The sequence below is a fragment of the bacterium genome, assembly GCA_009926305.1.
Taxonomy (GTDB): Bacteria; Bdellovibrionota_C; UBA2361; order UBA2361; family RFPC01; genus RFPC01.
In genome coordinates, this window is record RFPC01000018.1 from 1 (window position 1) to 23,106 (window position 23,106).

21 protein-coding genes are annotated in these 23,106 nt (G+C 46.5%); 9 read left to right on the forward strand and 12 right to left on the reverse strand.

Annotated features, from left to right (window positions below; genetic code table 11):
• Window positions 1-238: 238 nt before the first annotated feature.
• The 5 genes from lepB (at window position 239) to EBR25_04760 (ending at window position 4,627) form a co-directional block, all read left to right on the forward strand.
• The gene (lepB, locus tag EBR25_04740; protein NBW40299.1) at window positions 239-883 is read left to right on the forward strand and encodes a signal peptidase I; all 645 of its coding nucleotides are present in this window, start codon (window positions 239-241) and stop codon (window positions 881-883) included.
• Between the two features lie 22 nt (window positions 884-905).
• Window positions 906-1,832 carry a hypothetical protein gene (locus EBR25_04745; GenBank protein ID NBW40300.1) on the forward strand — a complete coding sequence of 309 codons (927 nt, stop codon included), beginning with the start codon at window positions 906-908 and terminating at the stop codon, window positions 1,830-1,832.
• 106 nt (window positions 1,833-1,938) lie between these two features.
• On the forward strand, window positions 1,939-3,348 hold the full coding sequence (mnmE, locus tag EBR25_04750; GenBank protein ID NBW40301.1) for a tRNA uridine-5-carboxymethylaminomethyl(34) synthesis GTPase MnmE: 1,410 nt from the start codon (window positions 1,939-1,941) through the stop codon (window positions 3,346-3,348).
• A 131-nt stretch (window positions 3,349-3,479) separates the two neighbouring features.
• Window positions 3,480-4,169, forward strand: a complete 690-nt coding sequence (locus tag EBR25_04755; protein NBW40302.1) for an orotate phosphoribosyltransferase — start codon at window positions 3,480-3,482, stop codon at window positions 4,167-4,169.
• Between the two features lie 5 nt (window positions 4,170-4,174).
• A complete protein-coding gene (locus EBR25_04760) occupies window positions 4,175-4,627 on the forward strand; it encodes a hypothetical protein (GenBank protein NBW40303.1) in 453 nt (150 codons plus the stop codon).
• On the opposite strand, the gene EBR25_04765 is transcribed toward EBR25_04760, so the two are convergent.
• From EBR25_04765 to cyoE, 5 genes are all read right to left on the reverse strand, one after another.
• On the reverse strand, window positions 4,621-5,568 hold the full coding sequence (locus tag EBR25_04765) for a hypothetical protein (GenBank protein ID NBW40304.1): 948 nt from the start codon (window positions 5,566-5,568) through the stop codon (window positions 4,621-4,623). The two genes, EBR25_04760 and EBR25_04765, sit on opposite strands and share 7 nt — an antisense overlap.
• Window positions 5,565-6,125, reverse strand: coding sequence for a pyridoxal 5'-phosphate synthase glutaminase subunit PdxT (gene pdxT / locus EBR25_04770; protein ID NBW40305.1), 561 nt, complete (start codon window positions 6,123-6,125; stop codon window positions 5,565-5,567). Before pdxT ends, EBR25_04765 begins: the two co-directional genes overlap by 4 nt.
• A gap of 77 nt (window positions 6,126-6,202) precedes the next feature.
• Entirely contained in the window at window positions 6,203-7,069 is an 867-nt protein-coding gene (gene pdxS, locus EBR25_04775) for a pyridoxal 5'-phosphate synthase lyase subunit PdxS (protein ID NBW40306.1), read from the reverse strand.
• A gap of 129 nt (window positions 7,070-7,198) precedes the next feature.
• Window positions 7,199-7,774, reverse strand: a complete 576-nt coding sequence (locus EBR25_04780; GenBank protein ID NBW40307.1) for an SCO family protein — start codon at window positions 7,772-7,774, stop codon at window positions 7,199-7,201.
• A complete protein-coding gene (gene cyoE, locus EBR25_04785) occupies window positions 7,774-8,640 on the reverse strand; it encodes a protoheme IX farnesyltransferase (protein NBW40308.1) in 867 nt (288 codons plus the stop codon). The genes EBR25_04780 and cyoE overlap by 1 nt, the downstream gene beginning before the upstream one ends.
• A gap of 243 nt (window positions 8,641-8,883) precedes the next feature.
• On the opposite strand from cyoE, the gene EBR25_04790 reads away from it, so the two are divergent.
• Both EBR25_04790 and EBR25_04795 read left to right on the forward strand, forming a co-directional pair.
• Window positions 8,884-10,812: a glycosyltransferase gene (locus tag EBR25_04790; GenBank protein NBW40309.1), complete on the forward strand. Its 1,929-nt coding sequence runs from the start codon at window positions 8,884-8,886 to the stop codon at window positions 10,810-10,812.
• Window positions 10,813-10,960: 148 nt separating this feature from the next.
• A complete protein-coding gene (locus tag EBR25_04795) occupies window positions 10,961-11,338 on the forward strand; it encodes a hypothetical protein (GenBank protein ID NBW40310.1) in 378 nt (125 codons plus the stop codon).
• Between the two features lie 81 nt (window positions 11,339-11,419).
• Here the strand turns inward: EBR25_04795 and EBR25_04800 are convergent, their stop codons facing one another.
• From EBR25_04800 to EBR25_04830, 7 genes are all read right to left on the reverse strand, one after another.
• Window positions 11,420-12,835: a cysteine--tRNA ligase gene (locus tag EBR25_04800; GenBank protein NBW40311.1), complete on the reverse strand. Its 1,416-nt coding sequence runs from the start codon at window positions 12,833-12,835 to the stop codon at window positions 11,420-11,422.
• Window positions 12,836-12,865: 30 nt separating this feature from the next.
• Window positions 12,866-13,582, reverse strand: coding sequence for a sigma-70 family RNA polymerase sigma factor (locus tag EBR25_04805; protein ID NBW40312.1), 717 nt, complete (start codon window positions 13,580-13,582; stop codon window positions 12,866-12,868).
• A gap of 18 nt (window positions 13,583-13,600) precedes the next feature.
• Window positions 13,601-14,671: an NAD(P)-dependent glycerol-3-phosphate dehydrogenase gene (locus tag EBR25_04810; protein ID NBW40313.1), complete on the reverse strand. Its 1,071-nt coding sequence runs from the start codon at window positions 14,669-14,671 to the stop codon at window positions 13,601-13,603.
• A complete protein-coding gene (gyrA, locus tag EBR25_04815) occupies window positions 14,595-17,102 on the reverse strand; it encodes a DNA gyrase subunit A (protein ID NBW40314.1) in 2,508 nt (835 codons plus the stop codon). The genes EBR25_04810 and gyrA overlap by 77 nt, the downstream gene beginning before the upstream one ends.
• A gap of 201 nt (window positions 17,103-17,303) precedes the next feature.
• Window positions 17,304-17,918, reverse strand: a complete 615-nt coding sequence (locus tag EBR25_04820) for a nuclease (GenBank protein NBW40315.1) — start codon at window positions 17,916-17,918, stop codon at window positions 17,304-17,306.
• Between the two features lie 26 nt (window positions 17,919-17,944).
• Entirely contained in the window at window positions 17,945-18,580 is a 636-nt protein-coding gene (locus EBR25_04825) for a hypothetical protein (GenBank protein ID NBW40316.1), read from the reverse strand.
• Between the two features lie 292 nt (window positions 18,581-18,872).
• Window positions 18,873-20,543, reverse strand: coding sequence for a leucyl aminopeptidase (locus tag EBR25_04830; GenBank protein NBW40317.1), 1,671 nt, complete (start codon window positions 20,541-20,543; stop codon window positions 18,873-18,875).
• Between the two features lie 180 nt (window positions 20,544-20,723).
• On the opposite strand from EBR25_04830, the gene EBR25_04835 reads away from it, so the two are divergent.
• Together EBR25_04835 and EBR25_04840 are read left to right on the forward strand one after the other, a co-directional pair.
• Window positions 20,724-20,969, forward strand: a complete 246-nt coding sequence (locus EBR25_04835; GenBank protein ID NBW40318.1) for a hypothetical protein — start codon at window positions 20,724-20,726, stop codon at window positions 20,967-20,969.
• Window positions 20,966-23,104 (forward strand): hypothetical protein, encoded by a 2,139-nt coding sequence (locus EBR25_04840; protein NBW40319.1) that lies wholly within the window; start codon window positions 20,966-20,968, stop codon window positions 23,102-23,104. Before EBR25_04835 ends, EBR25_04840 begins: the two co-directional genes overlap by 4 nt.
• Window positions 23,105-23,106 lie beyond the last annotated feature (2 nt).

Below are 23,106 nucleotides of genomic sequence, written 5' to 3' on the forward strand. Positions count from 1 at the left end.
CCCGCTTTCGAAAGCGGGCTTTTTCTTTCGTACGCTATTTCAATCAGAACTCTCCGCGCCCTCCTCCGTTCTTACCGATAAAAATGACGTTTCCCCTAAAATCTGATACATGCATATAATACGTCTATCGTGAAAAGTATTTTAAAAATGATACTCTGAGAACCATATCCAGATGAACAACATCAACTGATAAAATAAAACTGGTAAGACTATGCACGACCAGCTAACACAAAAGAAAATGCGAGAGAGCTCGCAAGGACAGGATTCGACGACTGCCAAAGGAACAAGCGCCTGGAGAGAGACTGTCTCGTTCATCAAGACGATTCTCTTACTACTAGCACTTGCACTCCTCATACGCGGAACACTCATTGAAGCATTTAAAATCCCATCGGGTTCTATGATTCCAACACTTCGTATTGGAGATCATATTCTCGTCAGCAAACTCAGCTATGGATTGCGAGTTCCCTTCGTTGATAAAATTCTCTTTCAATATGCAAAACCCGAAAGAGGGGATATTGTTGTTTTCACCAGGGTCGATGAGCCGCACACAGAGGAGAATGAATCTAAGGATAATATAATCAAGAGAGTAATCGGCATTCCAGGAGATGAAATTCAAGTCATAAGAAATAAATTGTTCGTGAATCAGGAGTTGCAGAAAGAGTCATATGCGCGTTGGGAAAATGGAGGTGATCCGATAGGTAATTTCGGTCCAGCCGTAGTTCCTGATGGACATGTTCTCGTCCTTGGAGACAATCGCGATCAGTCCCGAGACTCTCGATTCTGGGCAGACCCGTTCTTACCTCAAGAACGCTTGAAGGGAAAGGCTATGATAGTCTATTGGTCTTGGGATAACTTTGAGCGGATCGGAACTCGATTGAAATGAGAATGTCATTATAGGAAATAGTATGTCTTGTAAGAATGAGGTTCTCTCTTGCTTTCCCGGAAGCGGATTCTTTGTTCTTCCCACTCCGCCCATTTTCTTGGCAACGGGAAGCCAAACACTGCGTTATTTGCATGCTCGAACTACTCAAGATCTTAAGTTGCTTGGCACAGGCGACAGCTGCCTCGCTGGTTGTCTCGATGGACAGGGAAAGACGCAGGCTATTATCACGATTCAATGTCTTGAGCCTGAGACAAGTTACCTCATTATCGCTGATGGCGGAGAGTTAGAAGAGGTCAGGAATGCGATTCTACAATTTCGAGTAACAGAACAGATATCACTTGATCCTATTCCCAACACAGCCATTGTTCACCTGTTTGGAGCAGCGCCCGACTCTCTGGAATTGTCCCATCAACCAATCCATATCATCCCATCAGTGAGGACAATATATCCGGGTTGGGATCTCTGCTTTCCAACCGCTACTCTTCATGACATACGAACTGAACTTCAAAACGTTTGTAATGAAATATCAAATGAAACATGGAAAGCATTCAGAATCGCTTCACGTAGATTTCACTTTCCACATGAGATTCAGCCTGGGAAAACGTTTCTTGAATCAGCTCCTTCCTCTGCTCTCACTATAGGAAAAGGATGCTATCCAGGCCAAGAAGTGGTTGAGAAGACTCTCGCTAGGGGAAAATCACCGTTTCAAACACTCCCTTTCTTCATTCGCTCTAATGAAGCAACGGAAGAAGGCTCTTCAGTCTATGAAAGCAATGATGTGAGCGAGAAGGCATCGTCGCGCCCCTTTGGCCAGATTATCAGTATTGGAGCACTGCCAAACCAACAGGGGCAGTGTGCAGCAGTACGGATTCGAAACACTCAAGAGCCCATCCCTTCAACACTTTACCTCTCTAATGGCACATCCTTGGAGCTCATCCCAGCGCTATAAATAAGCACAGGGGGAAATCTCTGCGAGAACCCACTAGTATCTTACGGATATTTATCAAAAGCGTGAACCATAGGATGGTTTCTTTAAATGTGTGTATAATTCTCTTATGAAGAAGAATTCAGCTGATCTTTCGCTGGCTCCACAACATTCGATAGCAGCTCTTGCTACGGCACCAGCTCCTGCTGGCGTAGCCGTCATACGGGTCAGCGGCACTCAATCAAAGAGTGCCGTAAAAGCTTTATTTCGATCGCGGCTCTCTCCAATCGAGCACCCAAGAGAAATGTGTTTCGGGTCAATTCTGAACCATAAAAATGGAGATATCATTGATCATGGTCTCTGTGTCTATATGCCTGGCCCAAGAAGCTTTACTGGCGAAGACATCGTAGAGTTCCACGCCCATGGCAGCCCGCTCATTGCAAAACGCATCCTCCAGTCTCTATTTGCATTTGGCATTACCCCGGCTGAACCAGGAGAATTCACCAAAAGAGCGTTTCTCAACGGAAAAATCGATCTTGTGCAAGCAGAAGCGATCGGAGAGCTGATCTCAGCAACAAGCGAATCGGCACTAAGAATTGCTAGTGATAACCTCGCTGGCAAACTGAGCCGCTTCATTGAGCATATTGCCGAACCCTTGAGAGACTTGCTCGCTGAAGTACAAGCCTCTCTTGATTTTCCCGAAGAAGATATCTCTCCTTCACAAATATCAGAAATGCATGAATCACTGACCAAAGTACAAAGTGACCTTCATCAACTCCTTGAAAGCTTCACGGTTGGAAAGCGCATGAGGGAGGGGTACAAGATATTGCTCTGTGGACCTCCAAATGCTGGGAAATCGAGCCTTTTAAACGCTCTTCTTGGACGAGCCAGAGCTCTTGTCAGTGATGTCTCTGGGACAACTCGTGATTTTATAGAAGAAGAGTGCATTCTCGGTCATCATCGATTTGTCATCTGTGATTCTGCAGGCATTACAGAAACCGATGATGCCGTCGAAAAGCTTGGGATTGAGTTGTCACTGGAAAAACTGAAATGGGCAGATCTTGTTCTTCTTGTGATTGACGCAACGGAAGAATATCCCGATATAGAAGCGTTAACTCGGCTTGTAGGGAAAGATGCCAAAAATATTTGGATGCTCACCAATAAAGTAGACAAAAATAAATCGGCTATTGGGCAATACTATTGCGATAGAGATGTCTGCAAGCAAAATTTTTATTTATCTGTAAAAACGGCAGATGGCCTTGATGCATTACGAAATGCGTTAATTGAAGAAGTCGAGGGCTCTCAACAAAACTTTTCTGAGTCCAACTCTATTCTCACTCAAGCAAGGCAGGCTCATTTAGTAGAACGTGCCATATTTCATTTACATACGGCAGCTCAAGCATTAGCGCACGAAACTGGGCTTGAGTTTGTAAGTGAGGAACTTCGGCTTGCTCTTCTTCAACTCGAAGAAATCGTAGGCAGAACATTCACTGAAGATCTCCTGGGAAGAATCTTCTCAAAGTTCTGTATCGGCAAATAGCAGCATTGGAGCTTGAATGCCACTCTCCGACAAAAAGAGGGAAAAACTGGATCAACAGCAGGATAAGATGTCGAAATGACTCCAAATAGAGCGTGTTGAATACTGAGCGCACATGCCTTAGACTGCCGAGCATGGAAAACACTGTCATACCCCTAAGCACCTACCAAAAAGAGTTTATAGATTTTCTTATGGAAACGGAGGTTCTGACCTTTGGAGATTTCATCACGAAATCAGGGCGCAAAACACCATATTTCGTCAATACAGGTCGATTTCATCACGGCTCTCACATTTCTCGACTAGGCCACTTCTACGCTGCTCATATTAAAAAACTCGGCTTATCCGAGGTGCAGACGGTGTTCGGCCCTGCCTATAAGGGAATTCCCCTCTGTGTTACTACTGCATACTCTCTCTATGAGCGGTATAAAATTGATATCGGCTTTTGCTTTGACCGTAAGGAAGAGAAATCTCACGGTGATGGAGGCAAATACGTCGGAGCCCCTCTTCGAAGTGGAGATTCGGTTCTTATTATCGAAGATGTCATCACAGCTGGTATTACCTTGAGAGCAACTCTCAAAACTTTGAAGGAAGAGGCTCTGGTAGATATTCGTGGCGTAGTTATAGCGGTAGACCGATGCGAACGGGGTGAAACAAATCTCTCCGCAGCAGATGAAATTGAAAAAGAACTGGGGATCTCTATTCATCCACTCGTAACGATCCATGAAATCATTGAGTACCTCTCTCAATCAAATTCGAGTGGCTTCACTCTCTCGGAAGATTCACTTGAGCGAATTCAACAGTACCTTTCAGAACATGGGGCATAGAGATAATGGTGAAAGGGATCATCAGACCTCGTCCGAGTAGCCTGCTTGAGCCTAGTCTATTCATTCTATCCTTACTGCTGGTGCTCTTTACTGCACTTCCAGTAATTGCAGAACCAAAACTTATCGATGACCAGTTTACCTCCGAACAAAAGATGATCTTCGATGAAGTACAAGGAAACATCTTAAGTCCATATTGTCCTGGTCGGCTTCTGAAAGACTGCCCAAGCACTGCAGCAAGAGATCTCAAATACTCAATAAAAGAGCAGATTTTGAAGGGATCAACTTCGGAAGAAATTCTTGAAAATCTCTTGGGGGAGTATGGAGAAGAAGTACGGGCTGTGCCGAAAGTAGAGGGCATTGGCATGCTCGCATGGATACTGCCTGGGGTGTTCCTTGTTTTCGGACTTGTTGTCCTATTGATTTGGGTTACTTCTCAAACAAAAAAATCTCATCAGTGAGATTTTCTCAATCCTATCTCTTCGCCTTCTTTTCCGACACAAAGCGCAAGAGCCACGAGATATAACCAGACAAGATCCGCGAACAGCAGGTGAAGTAAGCGTGCTGGCAGAGGGGAAAGCATGAGCAAAGTCATCAATCCAACGAGAGCAGTCGCTCCGACCAAGGAGACGAGCATAGCCCCTCGAAACATCCCTTCGAACTGGAAACGAATTTCTCGATATGGATTCCAAAGTAATACGAGAGATAAAAAGAATAGGATTCCCAAGCAAGGATGGAGAATTCTCAACCGAATCAATAAAGGACTTTCAGAAGAAAAATCCTTTGCAAAATCATTGAAGAGATCAACAGAGGGATACAGAGTGCCACTGAGAGAGGCTACTGAGCCAAACATAGCAATTGCAATAAAGAACAACAGCGGCAGGCTATACCGGAGAGCGGGAATGAATGGAATTTTCCATGACGGGAATTTTGCCTGTATAAAGAGCGCCACCAAAAAGTAAAGAAGAAATAGAGTATTAATAAGATGTCCAATCAGCCAATACATCCGCTCTAACGAGGCATTATCAGCAACCATCCCTCTCAAAACGAGCCCAGCACCTATCAGCGCCTCTGTGATGGTAAAGAAGAGCACCGCCAACGAGAAGTTGTGTACTTGTCCTCTCTCTCGCATCCCACAAAAGATATAAAGAACAAGCACTGCTACACCTATGCCGAATAAACCAGAGGTGATTCGATGGACATACTCTATCCAAACGGCACTACCTCCAATCAATGGGACAATCGCTCCATGACAGAGAGGCCATGACTCTCCACATCCATCCCCTGAATGTGAGAACCTCACAAATGCACCCCACAAAATAACAAAAAGACAGAGAAAGATAAGCGCAAGAGCACTTCTTTCAATCCGCTTGTATCGCTCGAGCGATAACACCATACTCATAACGCTTTTAGAAATATTTCATGAAGGGCACTCACTTCTGATAGCTCCGTATGAAATGCAGAACAGAATATGTTTTTCTCACGGACAAGGACGGCTTCTTCTTGGTGACGAGCAAGGACCATCACCGCTTCTGATAGAGGAGTTATCTTCGGAGCTCGGATAAAGTCAACACCTATAGGTTTACTCATTCCTTCAATAGCAACCTCTGTTTGAAAGGACTCTCGTTGAGTCCCATAAGCATTTCGCTCTGCTCTGATGGAAATGGCGCCAAGCGAAGCTTGTTGTGGATGCGTAACCTCCTTAGCCAACAAGATTGCTCCGGCACAAATACCAAGCGTCGGAATAGCGGCGACACTTTCCTGAAGATGAGAAATCAACCCATCACGAGTTAAGAGCCGCAGCATTGTCGTGCTCTCGCCTCCAGGCAAAATGATACCATCGAGGCTTTCAAGATGACGCTGATGCGTAATCTCGATGGGAGTGGCACCAAGCCGTTTAAGGTGCTCAATGTGAGGAGTAACGCACCCCTGAAGAGCTAGAACTCCTATCTTTTTCATATCTGAATCGCTCCCCTACACGGCACAAAAGACGAGCAGCTTCCAAGATCCTACCAGAAAGCGAGCTTTCTCTCCTATCAGTAGCCTCTTTCGGCGTACTTTTCACTCTCTGGCAACGCAGAGATTTCAACTCCACGCATCGCCTCTCCAAGACCACGAGAAACTTCCAGAAGCGCCTTCGGATCATTATAGTGCGTAGAGGCAACAACAATTGCCTTAGCGAAGAGAAGTGGATTTTCTGACTTAAAAATCCCAGACCCTACAAACACAGACTCAGCACCGAGCTGCCTGACGAACGCAGCATCTGCTGGAGTGGCAACTCCTCCCGCAGCAAAGTTAGGAACAGGGAGTTTACCATTCTCAGCAACCAGCTCTACAAGCTCTAGCGGGACACGATACTCTCGAGCCTTATCCTCAAGCACGGGGCCTGTCATTGTCTTGAGCTCGCGCAACTCTTTTTGAATGAGTGTCATGTGACGCGTTGCCTCGATAATATTTCCAGTTCCGGCCTCTCCTTTTGTCCGGATAAGCGCCGCTCCTTCATTCACCCGACGCAGTGCTTCACCCAGATTGCAGGCACCGCATACGAAAGGAGTCTTAAACTGCTTCTTATTTATGTGATGGAATGGATCCGCTGGGGTAAGAACTTCAGACTCATCGATAAAGTCAACCCCGATTGCTTCGAGTATCTGAGCTTCAGCGATGTGACCGATTCGCACCTTCGCCATTACAGGAATACTTACGGCTTGCTGGATCTCTTCGATCATTTTCGGATCACTCATACGAGCAACTCCGCCATGCTTCCGGATATCTGCTGGAACCCTCTCGAGAGCCATTACCGCCACAGCGCCTGCTTCTTCAGCTATCTTTGCTTGCTCTACGTCAATCACATCCATGATGACGCCGTTACACAACATGTTTGCAAGACCAGTTCGTAAATCCATCACGTTCCCTCAACTATAATACTCGTCGCACTGTAGAATACCGCTGGAGCGGCTCGAAAACAACTTTTGCAGCTGTCCAACGAGTTCCAAGAATCTCCGTCAAAAGACTAGCGATATCAAGCAGTAGCGCTATTTATCTTTGACCATCCCAAGTAGGTCGCTCTTCAGGCGTTCTAGATGAGAGGAGTCCATACCTTGATAATAGCCTCTGACGCGTCCCTGGCGGTCGACCAGTACCACTCGGGTATTGTGCTCATCTGGCAACATCCCTGAGGCAAGTCGAAACCCCTCAGACAACAGGCTCTCTACAGTAGACGAATCTCCTGTTAGAAACTTCCAATTTTTTGAACTTCCTCGATACTTTTTTGCATACTCCGCTAACACCTCAGGCGTATCGTTCTCTGGATCGACGGAGATAGATACGAAAAGAGCAGACTCTGGAGAGGGGAGCGCTCTTTGTATTGCTTGAAGTGAGCTATTGATCCTTGGACAGATGCTCGGACACCGTGCAAAAAAGAAACTCACAACACGCACTCGACCATCAGTTTCTCGAAAACGAAATTGTTCTTCTTGAGTATCGAGAAATGTAAAGTCAGGAGCTGCTCCCATCACCGGTAGCGAGTCTTTTGGGGAGCGACTTCCTTCGCAACCTATCAATCCCATCGATAGACCGAGAAGTGTAAATATGAGAATAAGAGAACGCACTATACTAACCCAGAATCAGCAACTACTAACAAGAAAATAACCGGAAGGTAGATGAGCGATGCGCGGAGCAGTCCTCGCGCTGAGGCGTCATCTAAAGCTGACACGAACCGATATCCAGCCCGTAACATATAGCAGCTCAGTACTATAGCTCCTATTCCATAGACCATCCCACTCATCCCGATTAAGACGGGCAAAATTGATATGGGAACAAGAAGAACCGAGAAGCACATAACATGACGAGCTGTTCGCTCTCCATCAGGGTCGACTGATGGCAGCATATGACACCCCCCTTTCCGATAGTCATCTCTATAAATCCACGCTATTGAGTAAAAGTGTGGGTGCTGCCAGATAAAAAGAATTAAAAAAAGTAGCCAGGCCTCTAGAGAGATTTCTCCAGTAGCAGCAGCCCATCCTCCAACAGGCGGAAGTGCTCCAGGGATGGCACCCACCATAGTATTAAGCCATGTAATTCTCTTGAGCGGCGTATACACCAGGACGTAAAGAAACGCGCTCAACAAGGCGAGAAATCCTGTTAAGAGATTTACCTGTCCAACGAGAATTGCCGTACCACTCAGCACAAGAGTTGTACCGAATGACAGCGCGCTCGCTGGAGTAATTCTCCCCGCGGGGAGAGGCCGTTGAGCTGTGCGCTTCATTCTTTTATCCAGCTCTCGTTCAACAAAATTATTCAGCACGGCGGAACCTGCCACCGTGAGAAACGTGCCCAAAAGAGCAAATAGAAATCGAGGAAGTGGCTCTATCGAGCCAGATGCGAGGAAAAAACCCATGGAAGTTGAAATGAGAACCATGAAGCCAATCCGAGGCTTCGTGAGTGAAAGGTAATCTCTCCATTTGCTTAGGTCCATGGCTGCAAAGTCTCCACCTTACTACTCGGAAAAGGAACACCCTCGAGAAGGATGTAGCGATTCCATGAGCTTTTAATTTTTGTACTAATTCAGAACAAAAATATCTCTTTTCCCTTCATGGATTCAAGTATTTACAAAAAATTTAGCCAATCTCGGCATTATCTGAGCCACCCCCCTCTGTTAAAGCACTTTTCATGATGCACGCTTTCCATATACTAAATAGAGAAAATCGGAGAGATAAGCATGCAGATTGATGAGATTGTTCAGATGCTTCAGAGAGGAGAAATCCAGTCGGCCCTCGATGCAATAGAGGAGTATCCTACAAGCGCTCTCCCTACCCCAAACTACGATCTTGTAAGAGCTATTGTCTTAGATTACTCGGCCGCTCCTGTTCTCGCTCTTGAGGCGATAGAACGCGAGCTATCTCATTTCCCCGACAATATGGTTGCAAAACAACTCGGGGAGAGTGTTCAAGGGAGTATCGATCAGGCAAAGAAAAATTCCCCCGTCGATAATATACCTATTAAATTTTCTCTTATTCTGCCAGTAGAGTCACTCGAAGAAGGCTGGCGTCTTACCCTTCGTTCCATCCATGCTCAAATCTATAAAAATATAGAAGTGATAGTTATCCATAAGAGCCTTCCTCTTGCACAACAACAAGAGCTCCTTACTCTCGATAGGCGAATTCGAATAGTACACCATTCAGGGCACACCGCACACCAACTGATTGACTACGGTCTACAGAAGTCAACTGGAGAATTCCAGATGGTAATCCCAGAAGCAGGTACTATTCTTACTGCGATAGGGCTTGCCACTGTTAGCCAGATCCTATCAGAAGAGAGCGAGATTCGATTTATTACAGGAAGCTTGGCGTATTTGAATAGCGCAGGGTTGCCATTTGATTCTCCCAGCCCTGCTAATCGATGGAGCAGAAAAGACCTAATGGATTCGAAAATATTTTCTAATCCTGTGATAGCTCCAAGATTCGCGAATACCTTATGGCATAGAGACATCTATACTGGAGCAAAAGCAATTGCATCAGAATGCCCAAAGGAGGCATATGAGTTTGATTTATTTTTAAGAATGATTCGACTCACTAAATTCTATACCTCGAACTGTCTATTGAGCATCAGACCGACCACTCAATGGCAGAATCGGACGGAATATCTCTCGCCTCGATATATCAGCGAAGCACTAATCTGTATAGAACGTGAGAAACGACTAGCTCCTCTCTCAGACAATGACTCAGTCGCTCCGCCGCTTATCGGTCAAACACCAGAGAGATACATAAGATTCTCCCCTGAGTTCGCTCCTCTTCCGTATTTTCCAATCTTTAAAACGAACGAGTTTCAACACAATGCGCCACGGATCTCTCTGGTAACACCATGCTTTAATCAAGAAGACTTCATCGAAGAAACCATAGACTCTGTTCTTAGCCAGGGGTATCCAAACCTTGAATATATCATCATTGATGGCGGTAGTTCGGATCGAACCTGTGAAATTATTAGACGTCACGAAAAACACCTTCACTATTGGCGCAGTGAGCCTGATGGAGGGCAATATTTTGCAATTCAGGAAGGATTCGCTCATGCCTCTGGTGAAGTAATGAGTTGGATTAATGCTGACGACAGGCTAACACAATACTCCTTGTTTTATATCGGACTTATCTTTCTGTCCTATCCTCAAATTTCATGGTTAACGGGGTGTCCTGCATCGATTGCTCGGACAGGCGTAGCTACTGAGGGCAAACTCTCGAAACCATATAGTAGAGAAAACTTTCTGTTACGTGGCTTTGACCGTCCGTATATCCAGCAGGAAGGAACGTTCTGGAGACGGAGCCTGTGGGAGCAGGCAGGGAGCGCTCTTGATCTGAGGTATACATTAGCGGCAGAGACTGAGTTATGGCGGAGATTTTATCGACACTCTCCAATTCAACAATTCGAAAAGTCTCTCGGCTTATTCCGAATACGAGACGGTCAGCGGTCCGCATCTCAAAGAGTAGAATATATGCGCGAAGCGGAAAGAATCTTGCAAGAGGAATCAGATCTAGCAAGGAGAGGCATATATTCGCACTGCCCAACACCTCCACCATGTCTTTCTCTTCATGATGTGCAAAGACAAGCGGAGCAACTCCTTCATCGCCTCTCCTCTTCCCCGCAATCAGCCCCCTGACAGAAAACCACCATAACGAAAGGCGGATTCTTCCTTCGTAACCCCTTATATTTTTTAGTTTCTTCTCGTCAATACCTACAATGGCTAAAAATTATTTCCATGGTGATTACCTAGAATAAGCTTAAAGACAGTGGTAGCCTTAACTATTATGACTGACTTTTACGAAAAAGAATGGGACTCCATCGATACGAATCCAACGAAAGAGGTGAACCAATTAGCGAGCAAACTTGATGGGCTCCAAGAGCCGACTGAGTTCGGCTCACAACTTGCCTGCTTTCGAGTCCGAAGCTCGGAAGACCTTGAAGAACCAGGAAATGAATTCATCCGCATATCTAGCCCAAGTGATGATCCGAAAGTAGAGGCCTATCTGAAGGCTCCGCAAGGATGGGGAAGATTAGATCCACTCATGCTGGAAGCTTTTGGAGGACGAGTTCCAAGGAACTTAGGGTATGTACTTCGAGATGAGGTAATGCTTCATTTTAAAGCAATGGAGATAGCAAATAGCGATCTACTTGAAGAAGAGTAAGAAGGAGTTTTCGGAATTTCTTTAGCAAAAGATATGTACCGAAAATATATCATGCTCAGCTCATCAGAACCGCATCATGCGTTAAGGCTTTCTCGTAAAGCGCACTCCACTGGCAGTATCCTTTAATATCACCCCCAGACCTGCTAAGTGATCCCGAATCTCATCCGCTCGAGCGAAGTTCTTGCTCTTCCGCGCTTCCTCTCGCTCATCAATGAGAGCTTGAATCTCCTCGTCTGGCAGCTCTTTTACCTGTTCTCCAATACCAAGACCAAAGACGCTATCGATACTCTTTAGCAGCTCTCTTCCGAGCTGTCGATCTCCTGCTGTGAGCTCCTGCGCAGACTTATTCACCTCTTTGATGAACTTCATGACCGCTGCCATTGCAACAGAAATATTTAGGTCATCATCCATCGCAGCGCAGAATTCAGACTCAATCCCACGACAGAACTGATTCCACTCTTCCCGTAGCGGAGTCTCAGCTGGAGCACTCTCCGAGAGCTTCTCATAGCAATCATCAAATCGTTGAATGAGCTTTGTATTTCCACTCAAGTCATCTTCACGAAAATCAAGCTGCTGTCGGTAGTGCGTTTTTAACAACAGTTCGTAACGAATACTTCGAGGGTCATGGCCACGTTCGAGTAAATCTCGCAGCGTAAAGAAGTTCCCCGCTGATTTTGCCATCTTCTTCCCATTGACGATGAGATGTTCGTTGTGAAGCCAGTACCGAACGAACGGAGCCGCACCACAACATTCTGACTGTGCGATCTCATTGGTATGATGTGGGAACTTCAAGTCCACGCCACCCGAATGAATATCAATTGGCTGCCCTAAGTACTTTGTAGACATTACTGAACACTCTAAGTGCCATCCAGGTCGCCCTCTTCCAAAAGGGCTCTCCCAGTAATTATCACCATCGGCGGCGGAATGGGCTTTCCACAGCGCAAAATCCTGCGCATTTTCCTTTTCATACTCATCGGCAGCATTCAGCCGCTGACCAGCATTCGCCTTTAATGTTTCAGGGTTTAACTGAACAAGCTCTCCATAGTTCGGAAAGCTGGAAACCTTAAAGTAGACGTCTCCATTTTCAGCTTGATAAGCATGCCCTGACTCAAGAAGCTTGCCAATCATCTCGATCATTCCATCGATCTCATCAGTCGCCCGGGGCATTTTTTCCGGGAGGATGATATTGAGAGTCTTTAAGTCTTCGAGGAATTCGGCGAGATAAAAATCAGTAAACTCTCGAAGCGTCTTCCCTGCTTTTTGAGAATCTCGAATGGTCTTATCATCCACATCGGTAATATTCATCACATGATAGACGGAGTATCCTCGAAACTCGAGATAGCGCTTAACGATATCGTTAAAGAGATACGCGCGAAGATTACCGATATGAGCATAGTTATAAACGGTCGGTCCACATGAATAGTATGTCACTCGCTCATCACTCGCAGGCTTAAAAGCCTCGAGGACACGACTCAATGAATTATAAAAGTGTACCATACCTTCCTCTTCTCTTTTGAGCTTCTGTCATCACTCATCACTTTCATGTAAGACGGCATCGTGACCCGTCATAAACTCTCTGAGCTGGGCAACTGCCCTTCGGTGAATTTTCGAGACCCATCCCTTAGACATTGAATGTTTTTCTCCAATTTCATCAAAGGTTCTATGATGAAAGTAGTACTCTTCTATCACCAGCCGCTCTTTCTCGGGGAGCTTCTTCACCCCATGCTTCAAAAGCACAGCCACCTCTTGTCGGCTCGCGACTTCTTCCGGTGTCTCTGCATCACTCCCTAAGAGCTCCTCTCCACTCTCCGCATACAGAGAAAGTCGATACACAAACGCCGCGCTTGCAGCTTGCTCAAATACCTCAGCGAGCTTCTCATCAGGACTCCCCTCAGCACGCCGTCGAATCTCATCTTCCTCTCGATAATCCGTTAAAGCACGCAACGCTCTTGCTTTTTGAAACCCTGAACGCGAGAGCCCTGTAATCTTTGATAATCCGTCGAGCAATGCCCCTCGAACCCGAATCGTTGCATAGGGCTTGAAGGGTACTCCACGCAAGGGATCAAATCGTTCGGCTGCTTCAACAACTCCGAGGTAACCAATACCCACAAGTTCGTCCTTTTCTTGTTGGGAGATATCAAACTCTCGAAGGAAGCGTCGGACGTACCGCTCAACCCACTCAAGATGCTGCTCAGGTTCAAACTTGAACGGGGTATTTTCCTGAAGGGGTCGTTCCTCTTCCATGAGCTTTGCAATTCACCGTTAAAACTCTGCCTTGGTTGGACGCAGAATAAAGCGTTGGATCATCTCAGCTGGAGAAATAACTCCTTCAAGCATTGCACTCACCGCTTCAGTGATAGGCATCTCAACCTGATGCTCCTCCGCAAGCTGAAGTACAATTGCTGTAGTCCCAACCGCTTCAGCAGTAGATCCGAGGGTTCGCAGAATCTCGTCCAACTGCTCTCCTCTTCCGAGTCGGATACCAACAGTTCGGTTGCGACTCCGATCGCATGTGGCAGTCATAATAAGGTCTCCCATGCCTGAAAGTCCGAAAAGAGTCCGCTCTTCAGCGCCCATAGCAACTGCTAATCGCGTCATTTCTGCCAACCCACGAGTGACCAGTGCCGCTCTTGCTGAATCTCCAAGGTCAAGCCCATCTGAAACACCAACTGCTAGTGCAATTACGTTCTTTAAGATTCCACCTAACTCAACACCAAGCGGATCGCTCGAGAGATATACCCGCATAGTATCGGCTCGGAACAACTCAGATACTTCGCGCGCAACTACCCCGTCAGTTGAAGCCGCTACGATACCCGCAGGTCGGCGACGAATAACATCGCTAGAGAAACTAGGCCCCGACAGCACTGCTAATCTGGTTAATTGAGGATACTTCTTGTGCATGAACTGAAGAGGAGTAAGCAACGTCTCAGGCTCCAGACCCTTGATTGCGCTTATAATCAACGTATCAGTTGAAACCTGCATAGAGCTAAAGACCTCTCGCAACGCTCTAGAAGGAACCGTCAACAGAAGTATGGGCTGCTCGAACACCAGATCGGCTGTATCAACTGGACAGAGTCCTTCATGTAGAGAGAACTCGCTATGATACCGGGAGTTCTTACCATGGTTCCTGACCGACTCGAGCACAGCAGCGTCCCGATCCCAACACACGACATTGTGCCCATTTCGGGCAAGATGATCGGCAAGCGCTGTACCCCAGTTTCCAAGACCAAGAACACCTACCGAACTTCTCTTCTTCCTAATCGTCGCCATTACTCTCTTCCGCACCGCTGGCATCTCGAATAGGAGCAATAGCTGACAGCTTTTCTCCCTCATCAAGATTCACTAAACGAACTCCCTTCGTATTTCTTCCAACACAAGAAATATCAGCAACTCCCATTCGCACAATCTTTCCAGTCGAAGCGATTGCCATTACTTCATTATCCTCAAGCACCGCGGAGACTCCAACCACCGGACCGTTCCTCTCGCCGGCTTGTATATCAATCAACCCTTTCCCGCCGCGATTCTGCCTGCGATAGTCTTGAATCCGTGTGCGTTTTCCAAATCCATTTTCACAAGCCGTTAATAGAAACGCGCTTTCGTCTGGTCGCATGTCAGCTCCATCCACTCCATCAGAGCTTTCAGCACCTGCCACCACGACCATGCCAACCACTTCATCTCCAGAATCGAGGTTAATCCCCTTTACCCCTCGAGCAGTCCTCCCCATAGGACGGACATCACTCTCTGAAAAGCGGATAGCCATACCACTCTTTGAGGCAAGCACAATGTCATCTTGTCCATGGGTAATACGCGCCCCTATCAACTGATCACCATCAGCCAGCGTACAAGCAGTCAATCCGCTCTTTCTGTTGGCTCTCTCAAAACTCATCAAGTCTGTCTTCTTTATATATCCCTGGCGAGTTGCCATAACGACAAACCGGTCATCAGCGAACTCTGAAACTGCTCGAATCGCCGAAATCTTCTCGCCATCTCGAAGCTCGAGCAGGTTTACCAGGGCGCGGCCTCGAGCAGTCCTTCCACCCTGAGGCAACATGTAGACCTTCTTAATAAAGCATCGCCCATGAGTAGTAAAAAAGAAGAGGTAAGCCAGGGTTGAGGCCACAAAGAGATGTTCTACAAAATCCTCATCCTTGTTTGAGGCCGCAGTGACACCCTTTCCTCCTCGCTTCTGCGCCTTATACTGGTCAGCAGGAGTACGCTTAATATATCCTTGGTGGGTAACGGATACGACCATCCTCTCATCTTCTATGAGGTCTTCAATTTCAATCTCTCCTTCCTGCTCAACAATCCGAGTTCTTCTCTCATCACCAAACTCGTCTCGAATGTTTGCAAGCTCTTCCCCTATGACGCGGTCAATCTCAGCTGGACTCGCCAGTAAAGTACGCAAACGCGCTATCTCTTCAGCCAGCTCTGCATGCTCCTTCTCAACAGCAAGCCTCTCCATCCCAGTCAGCTTCTGCAAACGAAGTTCGAGGATTGCCTGGGCCTGAACCGTTGAGAGCTCAAACTCCTCACAGAGCTGACGCCGCGCCAATGCTGGACTTTCCGCGCCTCGAATGAGCGCTATTACCTGATCAAGATTTAAGAGGGCAATACGATACCCCTCTAAGATATGCATTCGGTCTTCTGCTTTCCTGAGCTCAAAAACCGCCCGTCGAGTTACGACATCACGACGGTGGTCAAGAAAACATTGAAGAAGCTGCTTCAAGCTACAAACAACAGGACGTCCTTCTACGATTGCGAGGTTTATGATTCCAAAACTGGTCTGGAGAGGCGTCAGTTTATACAGCTGATTCAGGATAATATCTGGAGTTGCATCTCGCTTTAACTCCATGACGATCCTCATTCCCTTTCTATCAGACTCGTCTCTCAGCTTAGAAATCCCCTCTATTAACCGATCATTGATAAGACTACCGATCTTCTCAACGAGCGAAGATTTATTTACCTGAAAAGGAATTTCAGTAATAACGATTGCCTGAACCTCTTTTCCACTCCGAGTAAGAGTTTCAACTTCAGCCTCTCCACGCACACGCACGATGCCGCGACCTTTCGTATAAGCAGCAATAATCGGCGACCTCCCAAGGATGGTTCCACCCGTAGGAAAGTCTGGGCCTGAGATAAACTCCATGAGCTCTAGCACTCCAAGCTCTGGATTTTGAAGAAGAGCAAGTGCTCCATTAACGACCTCAGTAAGATTATGGGGCGGAATGTGAGTAGCCATTCCCACCGCAATTCCATCGGCTCCATTGACAAGTAGGTTGGGAAAGCCTGATGGCAACACCAAAGGCTCCTCAGTGGTGTCATCGAAGTTCGGGCCAAAATCGACGGTATCTTTATCAATATCATCGAGCAGTCGAGAAGATATCGCACTCATTCTACTCTCGGTGTATCGATAAGCAGCTGGAGGATCACCATCAATAGAACCAAAGTTTCCTTGACCATCAACAAGTGGATATCGAACGCTCCACGACTGAGCCAAGCGCACGAGCGCATCGTACACAGAAGAATCACCATGCGGGTGAAACTTCTTCAACACCTCCCCAACAACCCCCGCGCACTTTGAGTGTTTCCGGTTAGAGAGAAGTCCTTCACCGAGCATTGCGTACAAGATTCGTCGCTGCACAGGCTTCAAACCGTCTCGAGCATCTGGCAACGCTCGTCCCACAATAACGCTCATCGCATAGTCCATGTAGGACTGCTGCATTTCGTTTTCGATCGTAATTAAGCTCTGAGATTCATTATCCATGGACACCTATTTCGTATGTACCGTTTGACCCTCCTAAATCTACCTTTTCTCAGGAGAAAATGGCAAGAAAACCATCTCCTCTTGATCACAAAAGTTCGATAAAAAAGATGGTTTTTTCTTGACTATTTCACCCGTATTGTGACAGCCATACGACGCATAAAGATCGGGAGCCTTCAACTCTAGGCACATCAACAGCACCCCCTATCTTCCCCCACCAATACTTCGCCTTTTCAATTTTTTATTTGAGCGCGCCTCAACCTGATTCTGTCGATACTCCCATGGTGGAACGGGATCTGGTTGTGACCAAATAGCTATTTTTTCCTTCCTTGCCTGCCTCTCTAAGTCTCGAAGATTTTCTCCTCTCGGAGCATATCTCTGATACCACCAAGCAAGCCCAGCGCTTATCAACGCTTCATTCAAGAGAGTGTTATCTGAAAGAAAGACTTCTGCAACGATACGACCATACGGGTCTTTATCCCGAGGCTTGATAACTACATCTCTTCCAAATGTTTTATCGCTGGTAAACTGTTTGGCTCGCCTTCCAAATGCCTGCCCATCCTCAGGACAGTCTATTCCATAAAGACGCACCTTTTCTTCCTTTCCATCAAGCAAAACCGTAATCGTATCTCCATCGATTACACCAACAACTCTTACTGAAAAAGTGGTGGGAATTGCATGTAACGGTGACAACGTGAGAAGCACGTGGAGAAGGAATAGAACAACGCTGGAAGACCATCGACATCCCCAAGCACAGAACATACTTACCCCTTTCCGTTCTTTTGAGGTCTTGAAGTGATCGTATCCGCACCGTGGCATACACGCGAGCAAATTCAATTTAGGACTTAATCTCGCTTAAATTTCCGTATGCCTCTCCCTCCAGAGTCACCTGGACGCCTTCTATGGGACCGACCTGCCATCGTCAATCGTCCTGAAGAAGGCTGAGTAGAAGAGGGTGCGGGCGGCAGACAGTGCATATTGAGATCTAATTGCTCGAGTTGTTTCGCTCTGTTTGTTGGTGAGCTCACATCTGAGTCACTCAAGTCGGGGTAGTAAGCGAGGTCTTTCGCAATATCCCGCCACTCTCCGTTGGTCAACTCTTGAGGGAGGTCTGCCAGAATTTTTTTTGTCTCCCTGTATACAATATCCATCAGATCGCGTGCTGGGACCTGACCCATTCCACGATACGTAGCCACCGACTCCTGTAAGTTGTCAACGCTCCCGTTATTACCGAGGTTACGAATCTTTGTTTTTAGCAAAGTTTCATCTTTCACTTGGATGGCGCGAACGATCTCCCGTATCTGCCCAGCGTATTGCTCTGTATTTTTAAATGCTGGCTTGTAAAACTCGATTGGACCACGCGTCAGGTAGTCCACCAGCGTCCTCAGGCGATCTCCGGGGCTGAGTTCGCGTTTCAAATCCTGATCGAGCCGATCCACGCTCTGCCGAGACACGTCCGTTTTATGTTGAAAAAATATCACTCCCCCTTCCCCCAATATTGTTTTAAACGGTCCCTGTTATGCCTATCCCCAACCGCAAACACCTCTAAATTGCATGAAACACGCCGCATCATGACGTTACAAACTCTCACCCTCCGAAACAACGTTTTATGGTGATAAATTTTGGCCTACAGCCTAAATCAGCAGGGAGAGAGCACGTAATACTGCTTTAATCCAGATACTTACAGGTTTTTCCCGCTTGCCGTTTCTCATCTGCCATCCGCATTCAGATAAACAGTCAAGTTGATAACGGCTATCCAGAGGACGAGGGGCTCTATTCGCTCACCAGCTGCTCAATATAAGCAAGAATTGTTCGAACGCCAAAACCAGTTCCTCCCTTTATTCCCGCTTCATCGCCTGAGGTTGTAAAAGCTGGTCCTGCAATATCAAGATGTGCCCATAGAACATCACCAATAAAATGTTCAAGAAACAATGCTGCTGTAATCGAACCACCCCCTCTGGAGCCGATGTTTTTAATATCTGCTATCGGACTCTGAAGTAACTTTTTGTAGTTTTGCAATAGAGGCATATGCCACAAACGTTCACCCGCAGCACCACTTGCGCAGAGTAATCTTCCCTTGAGCTCTGAATTATTCGCATATAAGCCAGCACACTCTTCGCCAAGCGCTACAACACAAGCGCCAGTAAGCGTCGCAAGGTCAATGATGATATCGCAACCATCCTTGCTTGCATAATGAAGTGCGTCGGCAAGCAAAAGTCGCCCCTCCGCATCCGTATTCAGCACCTCGACTGTTTTTCCGCTCATCATTTGAATCACGTCACCAGGCCGTAGCGCATTACCATGGATCATATTTTCAGCAGTAGGCACATATCCGCGGACCTCAATGGGAAGCCTTAACGACCTCAATGCGTGAAAAACTCCAAGCACAGCTGCAGCTCCAGCCATATCGCACTTCATGGTTTCCATGCCGGTGCCAGTTTTTATCGAAAGACCACCAGAATCAAAAGTCACCCCCTTTCCAACAAGACCGATCACTGGAAACTTTTTTCTCTTTTGGCTGGTGGGTTGATATCGAAGGGTAATGAAAGCAGGCGGCTTTTTACTCGCTCTTCCTACCGATAAAATTCCATTCATTTTTTTCTTTTCAAGTTCAGACACCTTGAGAGTTTTTACCTGCAAGCTCCCCCCTGAACGGAGCGATTGAGCTTGTCTTGCGAGATCATATGGACCGAGATCTCCAGCAGGCGTATTTACCAAATCTCGTGCGAAGTTCACCCCACTCACTTTTCCTTCAACCTGCGAAAGGTGTTTAAGGGTCAGTCCCTTGATCTTTTCAAACAACACACGAGGCGCAGAAACTCCTTTTCGACGCTTCTTCGGGAGATCCTGATAACGGTCAAATGCATACTGCGAAAGAAGGAGCGTTTCGTAAAATACTTGGGACTCTTTGACAGCATCGTTCTGAAATACCGAGGCATGCACAGCAATATCTCCTGCCTTCCATTCTTTTGCCTGCTTGCTAGCGGCTATGGCAAGTCTTCTGACGAATCCCCATCGACTTTGCTCATCACTCGATTCAGGATGAAGTCGATCCTCACTCGCCCCAGGCTGCGAGGAATCACTCCAGAATCCGACAATGATTCCAAGCAGCGGAGACTCTCCTGTAATTGAGAGAATATGCACACTCCCCTTTTCTGATGATACCCCTCGGCGTCTTAGCTCATCTTCTATAGAGAGACCCCCTCTTTGTTCTAGCGCATTCAAGATTCGTTTCTTACTTGAGCTCTTCTTCGTTCGAGCTGTGGCCTCTTTTGCTGGCAAAATACAAACGCCAATTCCCTTCGCTTTTTCCAATGTTCCGATTGTTAGACTCATTGTTTTTCCTTTCATTTTTTGCTCAACGAGAGCACTGCGACTTCGTTCAGATTCTCTCGCGACAGTACCAGCTGTTCTAGCAAATTCCGAAAAATGGTGAAGCCTCAAATTTCTGAGAATTCCCTATCCCAAATGCTTTCTTGAGGAGAAATCTTTAGGCGGCGACACTTCTGGTTTCTCTTATCAGAATCTACATGGTCCACAACTGGTGGAATGAGCAGCGACATGCGACAACCCACTTCTCTTTAACCTCTCAACGTCTCTTTTTGCTCAACGAAGATTTGGAGAATGGCGCATGTAACATGCTGTTTTATCGATTGTTTTTTCAAATCAGGCGTCTTTATCTCAATCAGCAACTCGTTTCACCCCTCAACAGAGCACAAATTTATGAGAGCAATTTGTAATTTTCTCCATAACACCCTTGAAGCCGTTCTTCAGGAGAGAGCACACGCCTTAAGTCAGCTGAGCTTTACTCCTAAGAGATTGATAATAACTCTTGGGGAGGGGGATATAGATGTACGAAAAAGCACATGAAATATCTCCGTTTTTTTTCTCTCTTTGTCTCTTCTTTTTTGATTGGTCAAACACTCCAGGCTCAAAATAGCGGATGTGAACCCATTGCAACGATTCCGCACGGAGTTGATAATTTATACACCGATGCAACTGGAGGATTCAGCTTACGCGGGCGCTCTCTTATCACTGAAACCAACGGAACTTTACGGCTCTATCGGATAAATAGTAATGGCAATCCCGTGATGATAGGGGAACAACAACTTCCGGTAAGTGGAGTCGATACTCATATCTCCACAGACAATTCCTCTGTCTCCGTTGCTTATTATACCCGTGCACCGATCTCAGGAAGTAACTTTGAAGCTCCTCCTTCGCTTAAAAAGGTGGATCGTTTTTCTCTGAATGATTTTTCACCACTTTCAAGCTTGATTGATACGCGAAGTAACAACATCGCCCCTCAAAACGTCTGCCAGCCCATTTTTACTTCAGGAAACGTCTGTGAAGATGTCTATATGCCAGATTTTTCATGGGAGAATTGGTTTGATCGGTATGAGTGTGCATTGGCGGGAAATTGTAATGAGGAAGGTATGCTGGGAAGGTTCTATGTTTCCAGCAACGGAATAGGAACCCTAATCAATAGTCGAGAAGCTATGGACAACTTGGTACAGCAAAACTTTCCTGACTGCGTAGGCTTCATGGGAGACGTATCAAGCTGTAACTTTACCAACGGCGGTATGCTAGCAGGAGGCATACGAGTAGTAAATGATACACTCTATGAGTCTCCACAACAAAAATGGACCTTACCTGCAGTACCTGAACTCATTGATGAACTGAAAGAATTTCATCCCTGCACTGGCTCAATCTTTTTTGGAAATCGTCACTGCATGTCTGAGGATGATTTTACATTTTCATACTTTACTGATGCAGCAATTGATCACGACTCAGGTTTCGTTGCGGTAGGAATAAAGATGGGAGTGAAACCAGATCATATCGAAGACCTTGAAGATGTTGGCATGATTCGGCTCCTAAAATTAGAAGCAAATAACATAAGTCATGCTGGAGAATCTACTGTTACCGCTCCAATCGCTGATCAACAAATAGGGTTCTCCGTGGCAACTGCTGGACCGACAGAGACGATTGACGAATCGGGAAATCTTGTGCCTGGTTTTGTAGTGGTTGCTGGAGCCCCCGGAAATGGGCATCCTAGTTCAATTCTACCAGAAAACTCTTGTACAACCGTATCAGCAGCAAGCATTCCACCCACCCAGGGAGGCGCCGTTTTCGTCTCCGTTCATAGGGAGTCTTCAGGAATGCTCGAAGGAGATACTCTCTTTTGGCGTGAAGAGCCCGGCCATAAATTTGGCTTCGATGTAGCTGCTGCAGGTGATTTAGACGGAGATGCTCACCCTGAAATTATAGCAGGCGCACCGGGCGGTGGATATGCGATGATATTCTCAGAGTATGATGAAGATCTCAATGCAGCAGTTACCCTATCAGGGACGACTGCTGGATTCGGGAAACGGGTAGGAACTGCTTTCGGAGGGAATGGGTTCCGATTCTTTATCGTTGGCTCTGATACTGAAGTAAAAATTTACAACGCACTTACCTGCTACAATTCTCAGAACTTTGGGAATGGAGGTGTTGTCAATGATTGGCAACCTTCGATGCCGTCTGGATGTCCTGGAGGCGGACCACAAACACCTGGCGAAGTGCAAGAGTTGTTTAACCAGGCATACAGCCAAGGAGTAAGCTATCTTGAAGGGCTTGGGCTTGGAGAAGGCTTTGAAAGTGGAATACTCATGGCTCTTCAACCTCTTCTTGACGCCTTGATCGAGAAAGTAGAGCAAGAATTCGAAGCACTCCTTCAGAATGGATATAATCTTAGTTTTTCGAGCCTGAATCCTCTTGAACAACTTCAGTTTCTTCAAACCTTACTCCCTGAGCTTAAGGTGGAACAAGCACGCCTCAACAAAGCGCGTAAAAAACTGAACCGCTCAAAAACACTGAGAAAGAGAGCTCGTCAGCTTAAGAAAGCGGGGAAGAGTTCTGAGGCAAGAAAAAAGAGAAAAAGAGCGAGAAGGGCAAAAAAGAAGGCAGCTCTTCTTACTACCCAGGCCGCAATACAACTCAGAGCTCTACTTGAGCCAACACAGGACTAATA